The sequence below is a fragment of the Mesorhizobium sp. M0029 genome (genome assembly GCF_040323735.1).
Taxonomy (GTDB): Bacteria; Pseudomonadota; Alphaproteobacteria; order Rhizobiales; family Rhizobiaceae; genus Mesorhizobium.
Genome location: NZ_JAMYVF010000017.1, coordinates 39,145 through 56,716, shown reverse-complemented (window position 1 = coordinate 56,716; position 17,572 = coordinate 39,145). Strand labels below are relative to the sequence as shown.

The 17,572-nt window shown below is 63.4% G+C and carries 15 protein-coding genes and 1 pseudogene; 12 read left to right on the top strand and 4 right to left on the bottom strand.

All coding sequences use genetic code 11. The features are described from left to right. The first annotated feature begins 2 nt into the window (after positions 1-2). Positions 3-1,655 (top strand): FAD-binding dehydrogenase, encoded by a 1,653-nt coding sequence (locus NKJ76_RS24445; protein WP_023691361.1) that lies wholly within the window; start codon positions 3-5, stop codon positions 1,653-1,655. Between the two features lie 239 nt (positions 1,656-1,894). On the opposite strand, the gene dgoD is transcribed toward NKJ76_RS24445, so the two are convergent. Together dgoD and NKJ76_RS24435 are read right to left on the bottom strand one after the other, a co-directional pair. After that, positions 1,895-3,043, bottom strand: a complete 1,149-nt coding sequence (gene dgoD / locus NKJ76_RS24440) for a galactonate dehydratase (protein WP_023714596.1) — start codon at positions 3,041-3,043, stop codon at positions 1,895-1,897. 7 nt (positions 3,044-3,050) lie between these two features. Continuing rightward, positions 3,051-3,791: a FadR/GntR family transcriptional regulator gene (locus tag NKJ76_RS24435; protein WP_352538553.1), complete on the bottom strand. Its 741-nt coding sequence runs from the start codon at positions 3,789-3,791 to the stop codon at positions 3,051-3,053. Between the two features lie 194 nt (positions 3,792-3,985). Here NKJ76_RS24435 and NKJ76_RS24430 point away from each other — a divergent pair, with 194 nt between their 5' ends. From NKJ76_RS24430 to NKJ76_RS24415, 4 genes are all read left to right on the top strand, one after another. Further along, positions 3,986-4,975 (top strand): arabinose ABC transporter substrate-binding protein, encoded by a 990-nt coding sequence (locus NKJ76_RS24430; RefSeq protein WP_023668118.1) that lies wholly within the window; start codon positions 3,986-3,988, stop codon positions 4,973-4,975. 70 nt (positions 4,976-5,045) lie between these two features. After that, positions 5,046-6,557 (top strand): L-arabinose ABC transporter ATP-binding protein AraG, encoded by a 1,512-nt coding sequence (gene araG, locus NKJ76_RS24425; protein ID WP_352538552.1) that lies wholly within the window; start codon positions 5,046-5,048, stop codon positions 6,555-6,557. Between the two features lie 11 nt (positions 6,558-6,568). Continuing rightward, entirely contained in the window at positions 6,569-7,519 is a 951-nt protein-coding gene (gene araH / locus NKJ76_RS24420) for an L-arabinose ABC transporter permease AraH (protein ID WP_023729461.1), read from the top strand. 25 nt (positions 7,520-7,544) lie between these two features. Further along, positions 7,545-8,324, top strand: coding sequence for an SDR family oxidoreductase (locus NKJ76_RS24415; protein ID WP_352538551.1), 780 nt, complete (start codon positions 7,545-7,547; stop codon positions 8,322-8,324). 62 nt (positions 8,325-8,386) lie between these two features. On the opposite strand, the gene NKJ76_RS24410 is transcribed toward NKJ76_RS24415, so the two are convergent. After that, positions 8,387-9,334: a GlxA family transcriptional regulator gene (locus NKJ76_RS24410; protein WP_352538550.1), complete on the bottom strand. Its 948-nt coding sequence runs from the start codon at positions 9,332-9,334 to the stop codon at positions 8,387-8,389. Between the two features lie 86 nt (positions 9,335-9,420). On the opposite strand from NKJ76_RS24410, the pseudogene NKJ76_RS24405 reads away from it, so the two are divergent. From NKJ76_RS24405 to NKJ76_RS24375, 7 genes and pseudogenes are all read left to right on the top strand, one after another. After that, positions 9,421-10,127: pseudogene (locus NKJ76_RS24405) on the top strand (DJ-1/PfpI family protein). Positions 10,128-10,247: 120 nt separating this feature from the next. Further along, on the top strand, positions 10,248-10,982 hold the full coding sequence (locus tag NKJ76_RS24400) for a FadR/GntR family transcriptional regulator (protein ID WP_023668124.1): 735 nt from the start codon (positions 10,248-10,250) through the stop codon (positions 10,980-10,982). Continuing rightward, the gene (locus NKJ76_RS24395; RefSeq protein WP_352538549.1) at positions 10,979-12,175 is read left to right on the top strand and encodes a PLP-dependent transferase; all 1,197 of its coding nucleotides are present in this window, start codon (positions 10,979-10,981) and stop codon (positions 12,173-12,175) included. Before NKJ76_RS24400 ends, NKJ76_RS24395 begins: the two co-directional genes overlap by 4 nt. 26 nt (positions 12,176-12,201) lie before the next feature. Further along, complete coding sequence (locus NKJ76_RS24390; RefSeq protein ID WP_352538548.1) at positions 12,202-13,479, top strand: ABC transporter substrate-binding protein; 1,278 nt, start codon at positions 12,202-12,204, stop codon at positions 13,477-13,479. Positions 13,480-13,751: 272 nt separating this feature from the next. Next, positions 13,752-14,675 (top strand): carbohydrate ABC transporter permease, encoded by a 924-nt coding sequence (locus NKJ76_RS24385; RefSeq protein ID WP_023685296.1) that lies wholly within the window; start codon positions 13,752-13,754, stop codon positions 14,673-14,675. After that, positions 14,675-15,523 carry a carbohydrate ABC transporter permease gene (locus NKJ76_RS24380; RefSeq protein WP_023691354.1) on the top strand — a complete coding sequence of 283 codons (849 nt, stop codon included), beginning with the start codon at positions 14,675-14,677 and terminating at the stop codon, positions 15,521-15,523. Before NKJ76_RS24385 ends, NKJ76_RS24380 begins: the two co-directional genes overlap by 1 nt. 3 nt (positions 15,524-15,526) lie before the next feature. Beyond that, positions 15,527-16,594, top strand: coding sequence for an ABC transporter ATP-binding protein (locus tag NKJ76_RS24375; protein WP_352538547.1), 1,068 nt, complete (start codon positions 15,527-15,529; stop codon positions 16,592-16,594). A 2-nt stretch (positions 16,595-16,596) separates the two neighbouring features. Here the strand turns inward: NKJ76_RS24375 and NKJ76_RS24370 are convergent, their stop codons facing one another. After that, positions 16,597-17,439: an AraC family ligand binding domain-containing protein gene (locus NKJ76_RS24370; protein WP_502902338.1), complete on the bottom strand. Its 843-nt coding sequence runs from the start codon at positions 17,437-17,439 to the stop codon at positions 16,597-16,599. Between the last annotated feature and the right edge of the window lie 133 nt (positions 17,440-17,572).

The window sequence follows — 17,572 nt, the reverse complement described above, 5'->3', positions numbered from 1 at the left end:
CAATGGCTGACGCGGACGCAATCATCGTTGGCGGCGGGCTGGCCGGCCTGGCCGCAGCCGCGGAACTCGGCGATGCCGGAAAGCGCGTGATCATCGTCGAGCAAGAGGGTGGCGGTTTTCTCGGCGGCCAGGCATTCTGGTCGCTCGGCGGCCTGTTTTTGGTCAACACGCCCGAGCAGCGCCGCCTGCGCATCAAGGACAGCCGCGACCTCGCCTGGCAGGATTGGCTGGGTTCTGCCCAGTTCGACCGGCCCGAGGACCATTGGCCAAGGAAAGTGGCGGAAGCCTATGTCGATTTCGCCGCCGGCGAGATGCGGCCGTGGCTCTACGCCATGGGCATGCGCTGGTGGCCGGTGGTCGGCTGGGCCGAGCGCGGCGGCGCGCTGGCCAATGGCCACGGCAATTCAGTGCCGCGCTTCCACCTGACATGGGGCACTGGGCCGGGCGTGGTCGCGCCGTTCGAAAGGCGCGTGCGCGAGCACGTCGCCAAAGGGCTGATCACTTTGAAATTCCGTCATCAGGTCAGCCGGCTGATCAAGACCAACGGCGCGGTCACCGGCGTCGCGGGCGAAATCCTGGAGGCATCCGATGTCGAGCGCGGCAAGCAGTCGAGCCGCACGGCCGTCGGCGATTTCGACCTTTCGGCCGGTGTCGTGATCGTCACCTCCGGCGGCATCGGCGGCAATCATGAGTTGGTTCGCAAGGTCTGGCCGGTCCGGCGGCTGGGGCCAGCGCCGAAGCGTATGGTTGCCGGCGTGCCGCACCATGTCGACGGCCGCATGGTGGCGATCACCCAGGACGCCGGCGGGGCCGTCATCAACGCCGACCGCATGTGGCACTATGTCGAGGGGATCAAGAACTGGAATCCGATCTGGCCGAACCACGGCATCCGCATCCTGTCGGCGCCGTCGCCGCTATGGTTCGATGCTCTGGGACAACGCATGGAGGCGCCGTTCTTCCCGAGCTTCGATTCGCTCGGCACCTTGAAGCGTATCCTGTCGACGGGACACGATTATTCCTGGTTCGTGCTGAGCAAGACGATCGCTTCGAAGGAGTTCGTGCTGTCGGGTTCGGAGCAAAACCTAGACTTTACGGCCAAGGATTGGCGGGCCGTGCTGAAGAACCGGCGCGGCGGCAAGGCGCCACCATCGGTGGCAGCGTTCCTGGAAAAGGGCGAGGACTTCGTCGTCCGCGACAACCTGGCCGACTTGGTCGCCGGCATGAACGCGCTGTCAGGCGACAATCTGCTCGACTACGACCGGCTCAAGGCGCAGATCGTGGCGCGCGATCGCGAGGTCGACCATGCCTATACCAAGGATGCGCAGGTCACAGCCGTCCGCGGCGCCCGCAACTACATTGGCGACAAGATCTTCCGGGTGACCAAGCCGCACAAGATACTCGATCCCAGGCACGGGCCGCTGATCGCGGTGCGCCTCAACATCCTGACGCGCAAAACGCTTGGCGGCCTGCACACCAATCTCAATTCGCAGGTTCTCGACGGCAATGGCGAACCCATTGCCGGGCTCTATGCGGCAGGCGAGGTGGCCGGCGGCGGTGGCGGCGGCTATCACGGCTACAATGCGCTGGAAGGGACATTTCTCGGCAGCTGCATCTTCTCCGGCAGGAACGCAGGCCGGCACGCCGCGGGCAGGTGACGCGGCTGGCGGGCCAAGAAAAGGTCGATGAGAACAGGACATCCGCCATGTTCCATGGATAGCGACTGCTTTCGATCGCTTGCGGCAACCCAGGCGGTCAGCGAGTTGCGGCTTGCCGGCGCCGACGGTTCCCATGCGCTGGTGCTCGGCGCTGCGGCCCATCAGAGGCCTGCGTTACGCTGGCGCCACCGCGAAATCGAACCCGAGGTCCTGAAGGCCTGGCCGCAAGGTCGGCCGAGCTACCACTCGGCGAAGGAGCCGTCCTTGTGACGCCAGACCGGGTTGCGCCAGCGGTGGCCTTCCTTGGCGCGTTCCTTGACGTAGTCCTCGTCGATTTCGACGCCGAGGCCGGGACCATCGGGGATTGCGACATAGCCATCCTCGTAGCGGAAGACGTCCTTGTTGGCGGCATAGTCGAGCAAATCGTTTGCGGCGTTGTAGTGGATGCCGAGGCTCTGTTCCTGGATGAAGCAGTTGTAGCTGACGGCATCGAGCTGCAGGCAGGCGGCAAGCGCGATCGGCCCGAGCGGGCAGTGTGGCGCGACCGCAATATCATAAGCCTCGGCCATCGCCGCGATCTTGCGGCATTCGGTGATGCCACCGGCATGCGAGAGGTCGGGTTGGATGATGTCGACGGCGCCTTGTTCGAACACCGATTTGAAATCCCAGCGGCTGTAGAGCCTCTCGCCGAGTGCGATCGGCGTCGAGCCGAGGGCGGCGATCTCCTTCAGCGCCTCGCGATTTTCGCTCAGCACCGGCTCCTCGATGAACATCAGCCGGTAGGGTTCCAGCTCCTTGACCAGCATGCGCGCCATCGGCCGATGCACGCGGCCGTGGAAATCGACGGCGATGCCAATGTTGGACCCAACGGCCTCGCGCACCATGGCGACTCGTTCGACAGCCGCATCTATTCTGTCATGGCTGTCGACGATCTGCAGTTCCTCGGTGCCATTCATCTTCAGCGCCTGAAAACCGCGCGCCACCACTTCCCTGGCGCCATCAGCCACTTCCGCCGGCCGGTCGCCGCCGATCCAGGAATAGACCTTGATGCTGTCGCGCAGCTTGCCGCCGAGCAGTTCGTGCACAGGCACGCCGAGCGCCTTGCCCTTGATGTCCCACAGCGCCTGGTCGATGCCGGCAATGGCGCTCATCAGGATCGGCCCGCCGCGGTAGAAGCCGCCGCGATGCATCACCGTCCAATGGTCCTCGATCAGGCGCGGGTCCTTGCCGATGAGATAATCGCCAAGTTCCTTGACCGCTGCCTCGACCGTCAGCGCACGGCCTTCGACCACAGGCTCGCCCCAGCCGGTAACGCCGGCATCAGTCTCGATCTTCAGGAACAGCCAGCGCGGCGGGACGATGTAGGTGGTGAGCGAGATGATTTTCATGCTGGTCTCAGTTGTTCTTGAGTTTCTTGGCGCTGACCAGGTCGCGCGCCGCAAGGTCGAGGATCCGGCCTGCCGCCGCACGCGCCGCCGCGGCATCGCGCATGCGCAGTGCCTCGACCACCTCACGGTGCGCTGCCACCGCTTCCATGCGCCGGGCGAGCGAAATGGTCGCCGTTGCTTCGAGCGAGAATTTCAGCCCGGTGTCGATCAGATTGCCGATCTGGCGGAAGATCGGGTTGTGGCTCGCGGCATAGACGATCTGGTGGAAGGTGATGTCCGAGCGCGAGAAGGCGGCGAGATCCTCGCCGGCATTGGCCATGCCGCGCCAGGCGGCTTCGAGATCGGCGATCTCCTGCAGCGTAGCACGAGTCGCCGCCAGTTCAGCTACCAGAGGTTCGATGGCGCGGCGCGTTTCGAGGATGGCGTCGAACAATTTGTCGTCCAGCGCATGCGGCGCGTGCCAGGCCAGCACCTGCGGGTCGATGATGTTCCAGTTGTCCTGTTCACATACAACCGTGCCGATGCGCGGCCGCGACAGCACCAGCCCCTTGGCGGCCAGCACCTTCAGCGCCTCGCGGATGACGGTGCGGCTGACGCCATATTCGACGCCGAGTTCGTTTTCGGTCGGCAGAGACGAGCCGGCGGGATAGCGTCCGGAAAAGATGTCTGAGGCAAGCGCCTTGGTCACACCGGGCATGACGCGCGGGCGGCGGGTGTCGCCTGATGCCTTCTTCGAAGTTTCGGTCACCTCAGCCCTCCTCCAAGGCGGCGAAACCACTGATCTCGCGTCCCCGGCCTTACCGGATGCGGATGATTTGCGCCAGCGATCCCTGGTCAGAGCATGTAGCTCAATTATCATACCAGATCAATTGACGAGTATGATAAAAGGAATTAGAGACTCTGCATCCGGGCTGAGCGCCCGGCCATCGCTGGGAGGTAATCATGCGACTTCTGAAGACCGCGCTCGTCGCGGGCGCCCTTGCCGTGCTGTCCGTCACGACCATCGCTGCATATGCTCAGGACACCAAGATAGGTTTTATCGTCAAACAGCCCGAGGAGCCGTGGTTCCAGGACGAATGGAAGTTCGCCGACCAGGCCGCCAAGGAGAAGGGTTTTACCCTGGTCAAGATCGGCGCCGAGGACGGTGAGAAGCTGATGTCGGCGATCGACAATCTCGGCGCGCAGGGCGCGCAAGGCTTCATCGTCTGCACGCCTGATGTGAAGCTCGGCCCCGGCATCGTCGCCAAGGCCGCCGCCAACAATCTCAAGCTGATGACGGTTGATGACCGTCTGGTCGGCGCAGACGGGAAGGCGCTGGAAGACGTGCCGCATATGGGCATTTCGGCGACCAAGATCGGCGAGGCCGTCGGCCAGGCGATCGTCGACGAAATGAAGGCGCGCGGCTGGAAGGCCGACGAGGTCGGCGCCATCCGCGTCTCCTATGATCAGTTGCCGACCGCCGTCGACCGGGTCGAAGGCGCCATTTCGGTGCTGAAGGCCAACGGCTTCAAGGCCGAAAACATCTTTGACGCGCCGCAGGCCAAGACCGATACCGAGGCTGCGCTCAATGCGGCGACGGTGGTACTCAACGCCCATGCCGACATCAAGAAGTGGGTCTCCTTCGGCCTCAACGACGAAGCCGTTCTCGGCGCCGTGCGCGCTTCCGAAAGCGTCGGCATCCCGGCCGAAAACGTGATCGGCGTCGGCATTGGCGGCGCGGATTCGGCGATCAACGAGTTCAAGAAGCCGACCGCCACCGGCTTCGTCGGCACGGTGATCATCTCGCCGAAGCGTCACGGCTACGAGACTGCGCTCAACATGTATGACTGGGTCGCCAACAACAAGGAACCCGAGAAGCTCATCCTGACCGCCGGTGCGCTGGCCAAGCGCGACGACTACCAGACGGTCCGCAAGGGTCTCGGCATCGAATAATCCTCCCTGTACAAACAGGCGGCGGCTCACAGTCGCCGCCTGTTTGGCATGGCAAAAGGATAGGCGCCCCATGTCCTTTCTCGACTTCTCGGAAATCACCAAGACCTATCCGGGCGTCAAGGCGCTGTCGGACGTCTCGTTCGGCGTCGACAAGGGCGCCGTGCACGGCCTGATGGGCGAGAACGGCGCCGGCAAATCCACGCTGATCAAGATCCTGTCCGGCGACCAGCATGCCGATGACGGCGAGATCCTCATCGACGGCAAGATGCAAGCCTATGCAACGACGCGAGATGCCTTCGACAATGGCGTCATCGTCATCCACCAGGAACTGCAGCTGGTTCCCGAGCTCACTGTTGCCGAAAACCTCAGCCTCGGCCGCTTCCCCGCCAACGCCGGCATCATCGCCCGTGCCAGGATGCTGGACGATGTTGGCGCCAAGCTGAAATCAGCCGGCATCGACATCGATATCAGCCGCAAGGTCAAGACGCTGTCGATCGGCGAGCGCCAGATGGTCGAGATCGCCAAGGCGATCATGCTCGACGCGCGCGTCATCGCTCTGGACGAGCCGACCTCGTCATTGTCGTCGCGCGAAAGCGAAATCCTGTTTGCCCTGATCGACCGCCTGCGCGGCGAGGGCAAGGTCATCATCTATGTCTCGCACCGGCTGGACGAAGTGTTCCGCCTCTGCGACAGCCTGACCGTGCTGCGCGACGGCAAGCTCGCGGCGCACCATGCGTCGCTGAAAAACGTCACACGCGACCAGGTCGTCGCCGAAATGGTCGGCCGCGAAATCTCCGATATCTGGGGGTTTCGCCCACGCCCGGCCGGCGATGTCCGGCTGAAGGTCGACGCTGTTTGCGGAGTAAAACTGACGACGCCCGCCAGCTTCGAGGTGAGGGCGGGCGAGGTCGTCGGCTTCTTCGGCCTGATCGGCGCGGGGCGCTCGGAACTGATGCGGCTGGTATTCGGCGCCGACCCGCGCTCAGGTGGCACCATTACCGTTGATGGCAAGGTCGTGCATGCCACCGATCCGCATGACGCGATCCGCGCCGGGATCGTTTTGTGCTCGGAAGACCGCAAGCATGACGGCATCATCCAGGGCCGCTCGATCGAGGAGAACATCAACATCTCGTCGCGGCGTCATCACACACGCTTCGGAACCTTGAACCGCGCTAGCGAGATCGCCACCGCCGAGACCTTCATCAAGAAGCTCAAGGTGCGCACGCCGTCGCGCAAGCAGGACATCATCAACCTCTCCGGTGGCAACCAGCAGAAGGTCATTCTCGGCCGCTGGCTGTCGGAGCAGGGCGTGCGCGTGCTTATCGTCGACGAGCCGACACGCGGTATCGATGTCGGCGCCAAAGCGGAAATCTACGAACTGCTCTACCAGCTTGCCGAAGACGGCATGGCGATCGTCGTCGTCTCGTCCGAACTGCCGGAAGTGATGGGCATTTGCGACCGCATCCTAGTGATGTGCGGCGGGCGCATCAGCGCCGAACTCGCGCGCGACCAGTTCGCCGAAAAAGCGATCCTGGCCGCCGCTCTTCCCGATCAGAAAACCCCCGACGCGATCGCATCCTGAGGATCTTTGCCATGACCGATCAGTTGAAGAAGATCCTGCTCGGCGAACAGGGCCTCGTCGTGATCTTCATCGTCGCCTTCGCGCTGGTGTCGCTGCTGGTGCCGAATTTTCTGACCGACCGCAACATGCTCGGCCTGCTGCAATCGGTGGTCACCGTCGGCATCGTCGCCTGCACGATGATGTTCTGCCTCGCCGCGCGCGACTTCGACCTCTCGGTCGGTTCGATCGTTGCTTTCGCCGGCATGGTCGCGGTGATGGCGTCGAACTATACCGGATCGATCATCCTCGGGCTTCTTGCGGCAATCGCCTGCGGCGCCTTCGTCGGCTTCATCAACGGCGTCGTCATCGCCAAGTTCCGCATCAACGCGCTGATCACGACGCTTGCTACCATGCAGATCGTGCGCGGCCTTGCGCTGATCGCATCCGATGGCCGCGCCGTCGGCATCAACAGCCCGGATTTCTACCAACTGGCGCTGTCGAAGCTGTTCGGCATTCCGACGCCGGTCTGGGTCCTGGCCGTGCTGTTCTGCATCTTCGGTTTTGTCCTCAATCGTACCGTGTTCGGCAAGAACACGCTGGCCATCGGCGGTAACCCGGAGGCTTCGCGCCTGGCCGGCGTCAATGTCGACTGGACGCGCATCTGGATCTTTGCGCTGCAAGGCGTGGTTTGCGGCATCGCCGGCATCCTTTTGGCCTCGCGCATCACGTCGGGCCAGCCCAATGCGGCGGTGGGGCTTGAACTCTCGGTCATCTCGGCCTGCGTGCTCGGCGGCGTCTCGCTTGCCGGCGGCCGCGCCACCATGTCGGGCGTCATCGTCGGCGTGCTGATCATGGGCATCGCCGAAAACGCCATGAACCTGCTCAACATCGCAGCCTTCTACCAATACATTGTGCGCGGCGTGATCCTGCTGCTTGCCGTTTTGCTCGACAATCTGCGTTCGTCGGCACTGGGCCGGCGCTGATCCGTCTTCCAGTGGAGTGACAGCCATGGCTGAGCGCCTGTCCGGCAAACGCATCTTCCTCACCGGCGCCGCGCAAGGCATCGGGCTTGCCATCGCCGAGGCCTGCCTGGCCGAAGGGGCAAAACTGTTCCTGGTCGATCGCGACGGCGCGCTGCTGGACAAAACGGTCGCCGGCCTTGCCGCACCGCAGGGCCATGTCGGACATACCGCAGCCGACATCAGCGACGGGGCCGCGATTGCCGCTGCCGTCAGCCGGGCGACCGACGCGATCGGGCCGATCAACGCGCTGATCAACAATGCCGGGATGAATGTGTTCTCGACGCCGCTCGAGGCGACCGAGGAGGAGTGGAATCGCAATTTCGATGTCAACGTCAAAGGCGCCTGGAACTGCGCCAAGGCGGTGCTGCCGGCAATGATCGCAAATGGCGGTGGCGCGATCCTCAACATCGCCTCGACGCACAGCTTCACCATCATCCCTCATACCTTCCCCTATCCCGTGGCCAAGCACGCGCTGCTTGGGCTGACCAAGTCGCTGGCGCTGGAATATGCCGGGCAGCGCGTGCGCGTGAACGCGCTGGCGCCCGGTTATGTCGAGACGCAGAAGGCGACCGACTATTGGAACAGTTTTGCCGATCCGGTTGCGGCGCGCGCCAAGACGCTGGCGCTGCATCCCGGCGGCCGCATCGCCTCGGCGCGCGAGATCGCGCTGGCCGCTGTGTTCATGATTTCTGAGGAGTGCCCGTTCATGAACGCGGCGACCCTCGTCGTCGATGGCGGGCTCAGCCAGCTACAGCATCCCGCCTGAACGCTGGAGAGGCTCTATTTCTACCGCATCGACCGCCGGCCTAATGGAGCAAGCAGTCGCGATCAGAAACGCTCGCGATAGGCGCGCGGATTGGTGCCCAGCACGCGCAGAAAGCCGCGCCGCATGGTTTCTTCCGAGCCGAAACCGCAGCGGCGGGCCGTCTGGTTGACGGGCTGGCCCCGCTCCAGCATCCGCCGCGCCGCCTCGATCCGGATCTCCTCGATCGCGCGGGCAGGTGTCCGGCCGGTGGCCTCGCGATAGCGCCGCGAGAAGCTGCGCGGGCTCATATTGGCGTGGTCGGCCAACTGCGTGAGCGACAGGTCACCGGCCAGATTTTCGAGGATCCAGCCATGCAGCCGGTCGAAGCGCCCGTCGCCTTGCTGCAGCTTGAGGGTCTGGCTGAATTGCGCCTGGCCACCGGGACGTTTCAGGAAGACCACCAACTCGCGCGCCACGCCGAGCGCCGTGTGCCGGCCAAGGTCGGCCTCGACGAGGGAGAGGGCGAGATCGATCCCCGCCGTTACGCCGGCGGATGTCCAGACATTGCCGTCGCGGATGAAGATCGGATCGGGTTCGAGCCGGACCGCGGGAAAGCGCCGGGCGAACTCCGCGCAGCGTCCCCAATGGGTCACCGCGCGGCGGCCGTCGAGCAGGCCAGCCGTCGCCAGCAGCATGGCGCCGCTGCAGACGGAAGCGGTTCGGGTGGCATCGCGCGAGCGACCGGCGATCCACTGGACCAGCACGGGATCGTCGCAGGCCGCGTTGACGCCCCATCCTCCGGGGACAAGCAGCGTGTCGATCTTACCTCCGTGGGTTGGCAGCACTGCTGCCTCCAGCACGAGACCGGCCGATGTCCGGATGCGCGGTGAGGCGGCGGCGACCACGACCTCGTAAGGAGCCGGTTCGCCGGCCTGCCTTTTGAAATCATTGGCGCTGGCAAAGACCTGCAGCGGTCCGCTGACGTCGAGGAGCTGGATGTCGGGATAGGCAAGTACTTCGATACGGCGCATTGGTTTGGCCCGAAGCGAGGGATGAATGGCAATCGTGCCAAACCATGATGCCGTAGATTGCCGGAAGTCAACCCACGGAGATTTCCATGCCCCTTCGTTTCGGCATCCTCGTATTCCCCGACGTCCAACAACTCGACCTCACCGGCCCATACGAAGTCCTGGCATCGGCCAAGGATGCCGAGGTGGAACTGATCTGGAAGGATCGCACCCGGTGACGTCATCGACGCGCCTCTCGCTGACGCCAACCGCGACCTTTGACGATTGCCGGCCCCTCGACGTGCTGTGCATTCCTGGCGGGGGCGGGGTCAACGCGCTGCTGGAGGACCAGACAGTCCTCGATTTCGTGTGGGAGCGCGCGGGGCAGGTGCGCTACATCACCTCCGTTTGCAGCGGTGCCCTGGTGCTTGGGGCGGCCGGACTGCTGAGGGGCAAGCGCGCGACCACGCACTGGTATGCGCATGATTTCCTTGAGGAGTTCGGAGCGATCCCGGTCGACGAGCGTATCGTCGAAGACGGCAAACTCATCACCGCCGGCGGCGTCACTTCGGGGATCGACTTCGGCCTGGCGCTGGTTGCGAGGCTGCTTGGACAGGAGGAGGCCGAGATCGTGCAGCTCTCGCTCGATTACGCCCCGGCTCCTCCCTTTCGGTCCGGCACGCCCGCCGAGGCGTCGCCTGCGGTGCTGGCGCAGGCAAAAAAGCGCCTCTCTGGTTCGAGGCGGGTTCGCGAGGCAATCTTCGCTCGCTGGCGCGAGGCTCGCGCCGCCGCTGCGCCGGCGCGCATCCACGGCTGAAGCAGCAAGGCCGAAGGTGCATCCCTGGCCCTTCGGCCTTGCTCCGTTTCCACTGTTGACAGGTCCCTTCGTCTGTGCAGAAATTGGTTGGACCATTGAACCACTTCGGTAATAGCCCCTGTGACCGAATTCAGCCTTCCGCCGATCCAGACGACGGCCCGCGACGACGCGGTGCTGAAGGCGTTGGCCGGCTTCGTCATGCGCGAGAAACTGGAACCCGGTGAGAGGCTGCCGACCGAACGCATCCTCGCTGAGCGTCTGAAGGTCAGCCGCAACACGGTGCGCGAGGCGCTGACGCGCTGGGAAGGGCTTGGCCTGGTCGAGCGCCGGCAGGGCTCGGGCACCTATCTCAAGGCCGCCGTCTCGCTCGACATGCTGCACATGCCGCTGACGCTTGCCGGCGGCAATGATTTCACCGGCCTGATGCGCACGCTGGAAATCCGCCGCGCGCTGGAAGCGGAAGCCGCCGCCCTTTGCGCCATTCGTGCCGACAAGGACGACCTCGCCGAGATCGAGCGCAAGCTCGACATCATGGAGGAAGAGTTTCTCAGCCGCGCCGGCATGTCGTCGGAAGAGGACTGGGAATTCCATCAGGCGATCTACCGCGCCTGCGGCAATCCGCTGTTCGAGCAGATTATCGCCGCCATGCACGAACTGTTCCACCGCTTCTGGGAACATCCGCTCGGCGTGCGCGATTTCGGCCACGCAAGCTTTCCCTACCACCGCACCATGTTCGACTGCATCGCCGCGCACGATCCGGAAGGCGCCCGGGCCGAAGCGCTGAAGCTGATCGCCACGGTCGAGGACGATTTGAAGCGCGGCGCCGCCAACCTCAAACTTTCGGTCCGCACATGAACGAGCACAGCTTCGACCCAGGCATTTCCGGCAGCGACTATCTCGCCGAGGCGGCGACGCTTCTGGCGCATGACGACCCGTTCCCCGGCAATGCGGTGGTGCCGCCGATCTACCAGACCTCGCTGTTCACCTTCGCCAGCTATGCCGACATGGCCGACACCTTTGCCGGGCGCAGGAAACAGCCGATCTATTCGCGCGGCGACAATCCGACGGTGATGGAATTCGAGTCGCGCGTCGCAGCGCTTGAAGGTGCTGAAGCCGCACGTGGTTTTTCGAGCGGCATGGCTGCGATCAGCGCGACGTTGCTGGCTTTCGTCGGCGCAGGCGAACGCATCCTTGCGGTGCGCAATTGCTATGGCGACGCCTACCGACTGTTCGAGCGGTTGTTCCCGCGCCTGCACATCAAGGTCGACTATGTCGACGGCTCCGATCCGGATGCGGTGGCCGCGGCTCTTCCCGGCGCCAAACTGCTCTATCTGGAAAGCCCGACCTCGATGAGGTTCGAGCTGCAGGATCTCGAACATCTGACGCGGCTGGCGAAAGAGCAGGGCATCGTCACCACCATCGACAATTCCTGGGCGACGCCGGTGTTCCAGAAGCCGATCCTGCACGGCGTCGATCTGGTGCTGCACTCGGCCTCGAAATATCTCGGCGGCCACAGCGATACCGTCGCCGGCGTGGTGGCGGGCTCGGCCGCCCATATCAAGCACATCAACGACCAGACCTATTCGCAGCTCGGCGCAAAGCTGTCGCCCTTCGAGGGCTGGCTGCTGTTGCGCGGCCTGCGCACGCTGCCGCTGAGACTGCCGCATCACATGAAGAGCGGGCTTACCATCGCCGAGCGGCTGAAGGCGCATGACAAGGTCGAGCGGGTCAATCATCCCGCCTATTCCAATCATCCCGGCAAGAAGACACTTGCCGGCTATGCCGGGCTGTTCTCCTTCGAGGTGACGGAGGATGTCGACATTCCCGCTTTCGTCGATGCGCTCAAATTCTTCCGCATCGGCGTCAGCTGGGGCGGACATGAAAGCCTGGTCGTGCCGGCAAAGGCCTCTCTCGAGCAGACGCCGGGTCTCAATTCGATGGCGCGCTTCGGCGTCAGCCCCCGAACCATCCGCCTCAATGTCGGATTGGAAAGCGTCGAGGACCTTTGGGCCGACATCGGCCAGGCCTTCGACAAAGCAAAAAAATGACTGGGTTCAAAATGGGAGTTCTGAACATGAAAAGACTGAGCATCATGCTTGCCACCGCTGCCGGCCTGGCGATCTCCGCCAGCAGCGTGCTGGCCGATACCACGCTCAAGCTGGTCGAGGTCATCACCAGCCCGCAGCGCACCGAATTCCTGAAGAAGCAGATCGCCGAGTTCGAGGCCGCCAATGCCGGCGTCAAGGTCGAGGTGGTCTCGCTGCCCTGGGGTCAGGCCTTCGAGAAATTCCTGACCATGGTGCAGGCGGGCGATACGCCCGACATCGTCGAGATGCCGGAGCGCTGGATGGGCCTCTACGCCACCAACGGCCAGCTCGAGGATCTCGGGCCGTTCATGGCCAAGTGGGACGACGCCAAGACACTCGGCGATCGGGCCAAGCAGTTCGGCTCGACCGTCAACAATACCCAATTCATGATCCCATACGGCTACTATGTGAATGCGCTGTTCTGGAACAAGAAGCTGTTCAAGGAGGCCGGTCTCGACGGCCCGCCGGCGACACTCGACGACTTCATCGCCGACTCCAAGAAGATCTCCGCCATTCCAGGCAAGTACGGCTATTGCCTGCGTGGTGGGCCGGGCGCCTTCAACGGCATGCACATGTTCATGAACATCGCCGCTGGCAAGGGCGGCTACTTCAACGAGGACGGCACCTCGACGATCAACGAGGAGGGCTCGGTCAAGGGCCTGCAGATGCTGGCGGACATGTACAAGGACGGGCTGGCGCCCAAGGATGCGGTGAGCTGGGGCTTCAACGAAACCGTCACCGGCTTCTATTCCGGCACCTGCGCCATGCTCAACCAGGATCCGGATGCGCTGATCGGCATTGCCGACAAAATGAGCGCCGACGATTTTGCCGTGGCGCCGCTGCCTGTGGGGCCAAGCGGCAAATCCTATCCGACGCTGGGCTATGCCGGCTGGGCGATGTTCGCCAATTCGCAGCACAAGGACGATGCCTGGAAGCTGATGGCGACGCTGTTGTCGCCCAAGGACAATCTCGAATGGGCCAAGGAAGTCGGCGTCGTGCCGATCCACAATGGCGCCGACCAGGATGCCCACTTCAAGACCGAGCAGTTCAAAGGCTGGTTCACCGAACTCAGCGACACTTCCAAATATGAAATGGTGACGCCGCCGACACATCTGGAGAACCTCGGCAATTTCGTCGACCAGGTGGCGATCAAGAATTTCCAGGAAGTGCTCCTCGGCCAGAAGTCGGCCAAGGACGTTGCCGATCAATGGGCCGCGTTCCTGACCAAGGAACAGCAGGACTGGCTGGCCAAGAACAAGAAGTAGTTCTTCCACCTTCTCCCCGTTTACGGGGAGAAGGTGGCCCGAATGCATGTCGCCCAAAAGTGCGTAGCGGTTTTGGGACAACGACATGCACAGACAGGCCCGGATGAGGGGCAGCACCAGCACCCCAAGGCTAGCGCTGCCCCTCATCTGCCTGCCCGTCCTCCGCAGCAGCTGTGCTGCAGCTACGGAGGGTGGACCGGCATCTTCCTCGTGAGCGGGTAGGACGCTTGTCGCCAATCCCGGCGCTCCTCCAGGAGACGATTTAGCACCCAATGACCTACGCCGTGTCCGAAATACGATCCGCAGGCCGGCCGCGAAAGAAGCGGCTGACGCATGCCGCCATCGAGCCCTGGTTGTATCTCTCGCCGGCGATTGTGCTTCTGGTCGTGGTGCTTTTGGTGCCGCTGATCATCGGCATCAGCTATTCCTTCCGCAAATTCTCCGCCTTCAAATCCGAATATGTCGGCCTCGGCCAGTATCAGGCGATGCTGACCGACCAGGTGCTGGGGCAGGCGCTGGTCAACACGCTCTGGTGGACCGTCGCCAGCCTTTTCTTCCAGTTCTTCCTCGGCCTGGGTCTGGCGTTGCTGCTCGACAAACCGTTTGTCGGGCGCAAGTTCGTGCAGGCGGTGGTGTTCCTGCCCTGGGCGGTGCCATCTTTCCTGTCGGGCCTGACCTGGGCGTGGCTGTTCAATCCGATCATCGGACCACTGCCGCATTGGCTCTTCACGCTCGGGCTGAAGGCCGAGCCGACCAATGTGCTGTCCGATCCGGCGACCGCCATGTGGGGGCCGATCATCGCCAACATCTGGTTCGGCATTCCGTTCTTCGCCATCACGCTGCTGGCGGCGCTGAAGTCGATCCCTTCGGAACTGCATGAGGCGGCCGCAATCGACGGCGCTTCGCCCTGGCAGCGCTTCACCAAGGTGACGCTGCCGTTCCTGGCGCCGACCATCGTCATCACCGTCATGCTGCGTACGATCTGGATCGCGACCTTCGCCGATCTGATCTTTGTCATGACCGAGGGCGGGCCGGCCGGCTCGACCAGCACGGTGCCGGTCTACATCTATGTCAGCGCCTTCAAGTCGCTGGACAAGGGCTATGCCTCCGCAGTGGCGGTGCTGCTACTGGTACTGCTCATCGCCTATGCGATCGCGCTGATCGCCATCCGCCGGTTGCTGGTGAGGCACGTCTGATGATTGCCGGACGCTCTACCTCCTCGCGCATCTTCAGCGGCGTCGGCCTCTACGCGGCGATTGCCGCCTATATGATCTTCGCCCTGTTCCCGATCTTCTGGACGCTGAAGATTTCGGTGACGCCGGAGCGGCTGCTCTATTCCGAGGGCATCACGCTGTGGCCGTCGCAGACGACCTTCCGCAACTTCATCACTGTCCTGGAAGCCTCTGACTTCCCCCGCTATTTCCTCAACAGCGTTATCGTCTCGGTGTCGACTGCGGCGCTCGTCACGGTCATCGCCACGCTCGCCGGTTACGCCATGTCGCGCTTCACCTTTCGCGGCAAGGCGACACTGGCGATCATGCTTCTGCTGACGCAAACCTTTCCGCTGGTCATGGTCATTCCGCCGATCTACCGCGTCATGGGCGAGCTTGGCCTGACCAACAGCCTTGTCGGGCTGATCATCATCTACACCGCCTTCAACACCGCCTTCGCCACGTTCCTGATGCAGTCCTTCTTCGACGGCATTCCGAAGGACCTCGAAGAAGCGGCGATGATCGACGGCTGCACGCGGGCGCAGGCGATGCGCAAGGTGATCGTGCCGCTGACCTTGCCCGGCATGGGCGCCACGCTTGGCTTCGTCTTCACCGCCGCCTGGAGCGAATTGCTGTTCGCGCTGATGCTCATTTCCAGCGACGACCAGAAGACATTTGCCGTCGGCCTGCTCACCTATATCGGCAAGTTCGCCGTCGACTGGGGGCAGATGATGGCGGCGTCGATCCTGGCGCTGATCCCGGTCTGCATCTTCTTTGCCTTCCTGCAACGCTATCTCGTCACCGGCCTCACTGCCGGCGCAGTCAAAGGATAATCGATGGCTTCCGTTACGCTGCAAAACCTCGAGAAGGACTACGGTTCGCTGCGCATCCTGCACGGCGTCGACCTCGAGATCGCCGATGGCGAGTTCGTCGTTCTGGTCGGCCCGTCCGGCTGCGGCAAGTCGACCCTTTTGCGCATGATTGCCGGGCTGGAGGAAGTGTCGGGCGGCGAGATCCATATCGGCGATCGGCTGGTCAACGATGTCGCGCCGAAGGACCGCGATATTGCCATGGTGTTCCAGTCCTACGCGCTCTATCCGCACATGGATGTGTCGTCGAATATGGGCTTCAGCCTGCTGTTGAAGAAGGCGGAGAAGACGAGGATCGACGGCAGGGTAGGGGCGGCAGCAAAGCGGCTCGGCCTCGACAATTTTCTCAGCCGTCTGCCCAGGCAACTGTCCGGCGGCCAACGCCAGCGCGTCGCCATGGGCCGGGCCATCGTGCGTGATCCCAAAGTGTTCCTGTTCGACGAACCGCTCAGCAATCTCGACGCCAAATTGCGCGTGCATATGCGCGCCGAGATCAAGGCGCTGCACCAGCAGCTCAAGACCACATCGGTCTATGTCACCCACGACCAGATCGAAGCCATGACTATGGCCGACCGCATCGTCGTCATGCATGACGGTTACGTCCAGCAGGTCGGCCATCCGCTCGAACTCTACGATCGGCCGATCAACACCTTCGTCGCCGGCTTCATCGGCTCGCCCGGCATGAACTTTTTTCCGGCGACAGTGGCCAAGGGCGGCAAGGTGGACGCGGTGCTGGCCGACGGCCAGAAGCTGAGATTGCCTGATGGCTTGCCATTGAAGGATGGCGATGTGCTCACCGTCGGGCTACGGCCGGAGCACATCCAGCTTGCCGACGATGGTCCGCTCAGGGCAGAGGTCGAGGTGGTCGAGCCGCTCGGCCTGTCGACGCAGTTCTATGTCCGGCTCGCCAACCAGCTGGTTTGTGTCTTCGTCATGGGACGCAGCACTATCCGGCCTGGCGATAAGGTGCGGCTGTCTGCCGATCCGGCGGCGCTGCATCTGTTCGATCCCGCAAGCGGCAACCGCATCGGGTAATCCTATCGAAGGCTGCCCAGGCTGGCATACATGCCGGTGGTGCGGAACTGCGTCGGGTTGATGCCGTAGAGCCGGCGGAAGACTTTCGAGAAATAGTTGGCGTCCTCGAAGCCGCACAGGATGGCGACCTCCTTGACTGGCAGGAAATCGGCTTTGGTTAGCAGCTTCGCCGCCCGCTGCAGCCGCTGCTGCAGCACGAACTCGGCCGGCGGAACGCCTTCGCTCTCGGCGAAGCAGCGCGAGAAATGGGCGCGGCTGAGGCCGCTGATCTGGACGAGCTCGGCCACGGGCAAGGGCTTGTCGAGATTGGCGTTGATATGATCGATGACCGGCTGCATGACGCTCTGTTTCTCAGTCAAGGCGTGCGAGCCGAAGACATCGTCGTAAAGCGCCATCGCCGCCTCATAGGCGATTGCCGAAGCAGCGCCAGGCGAAGCGCCGCCCTTGATCAGGCGCAGGCTGCAATCGGCGAGATGATCAATCGTCTCCGGCTGCAGCCGAAACACCGGGCCGGAGACGCTGAGTATGGATTTGTGGACGCGCAGCGCCTCCTCGCCATTCATCGAGATCCAGAAATATTCCCAGCGGTCGCCCTTCTCCAGCCAGTAGCGATGGTTGTGCGGCACCAGCACCAGCAGCGTGTCGTTGGCCTGCAGGCGGTAGTTGCGGTTCTCGTAGCGCAGCTGGCCGGTGCCGCTGATCGTGTGCTGCAGCACGGTGAACGGCGTCTGGCCGCGCTTGCGCCCATCCCAGTCGTAAGTCACGCCCTCGCGTACTTCATAGCCGGTGCTGGTCGGCATGGCATGCAGGCGCTGGCGGCCGCGCGGCAGCGAAATGGTGCGCATCAACTGTCCGTTGGCGATCAGATCATGCAGCACAAAATTACCCTCGAAAGCATAATCGTTCTCTGGCCGCGCCCTGGAATAACGGCATAATCCAAATCCTGAGAACGCGAAAGACCCGCGGTCGAGGAGCGGG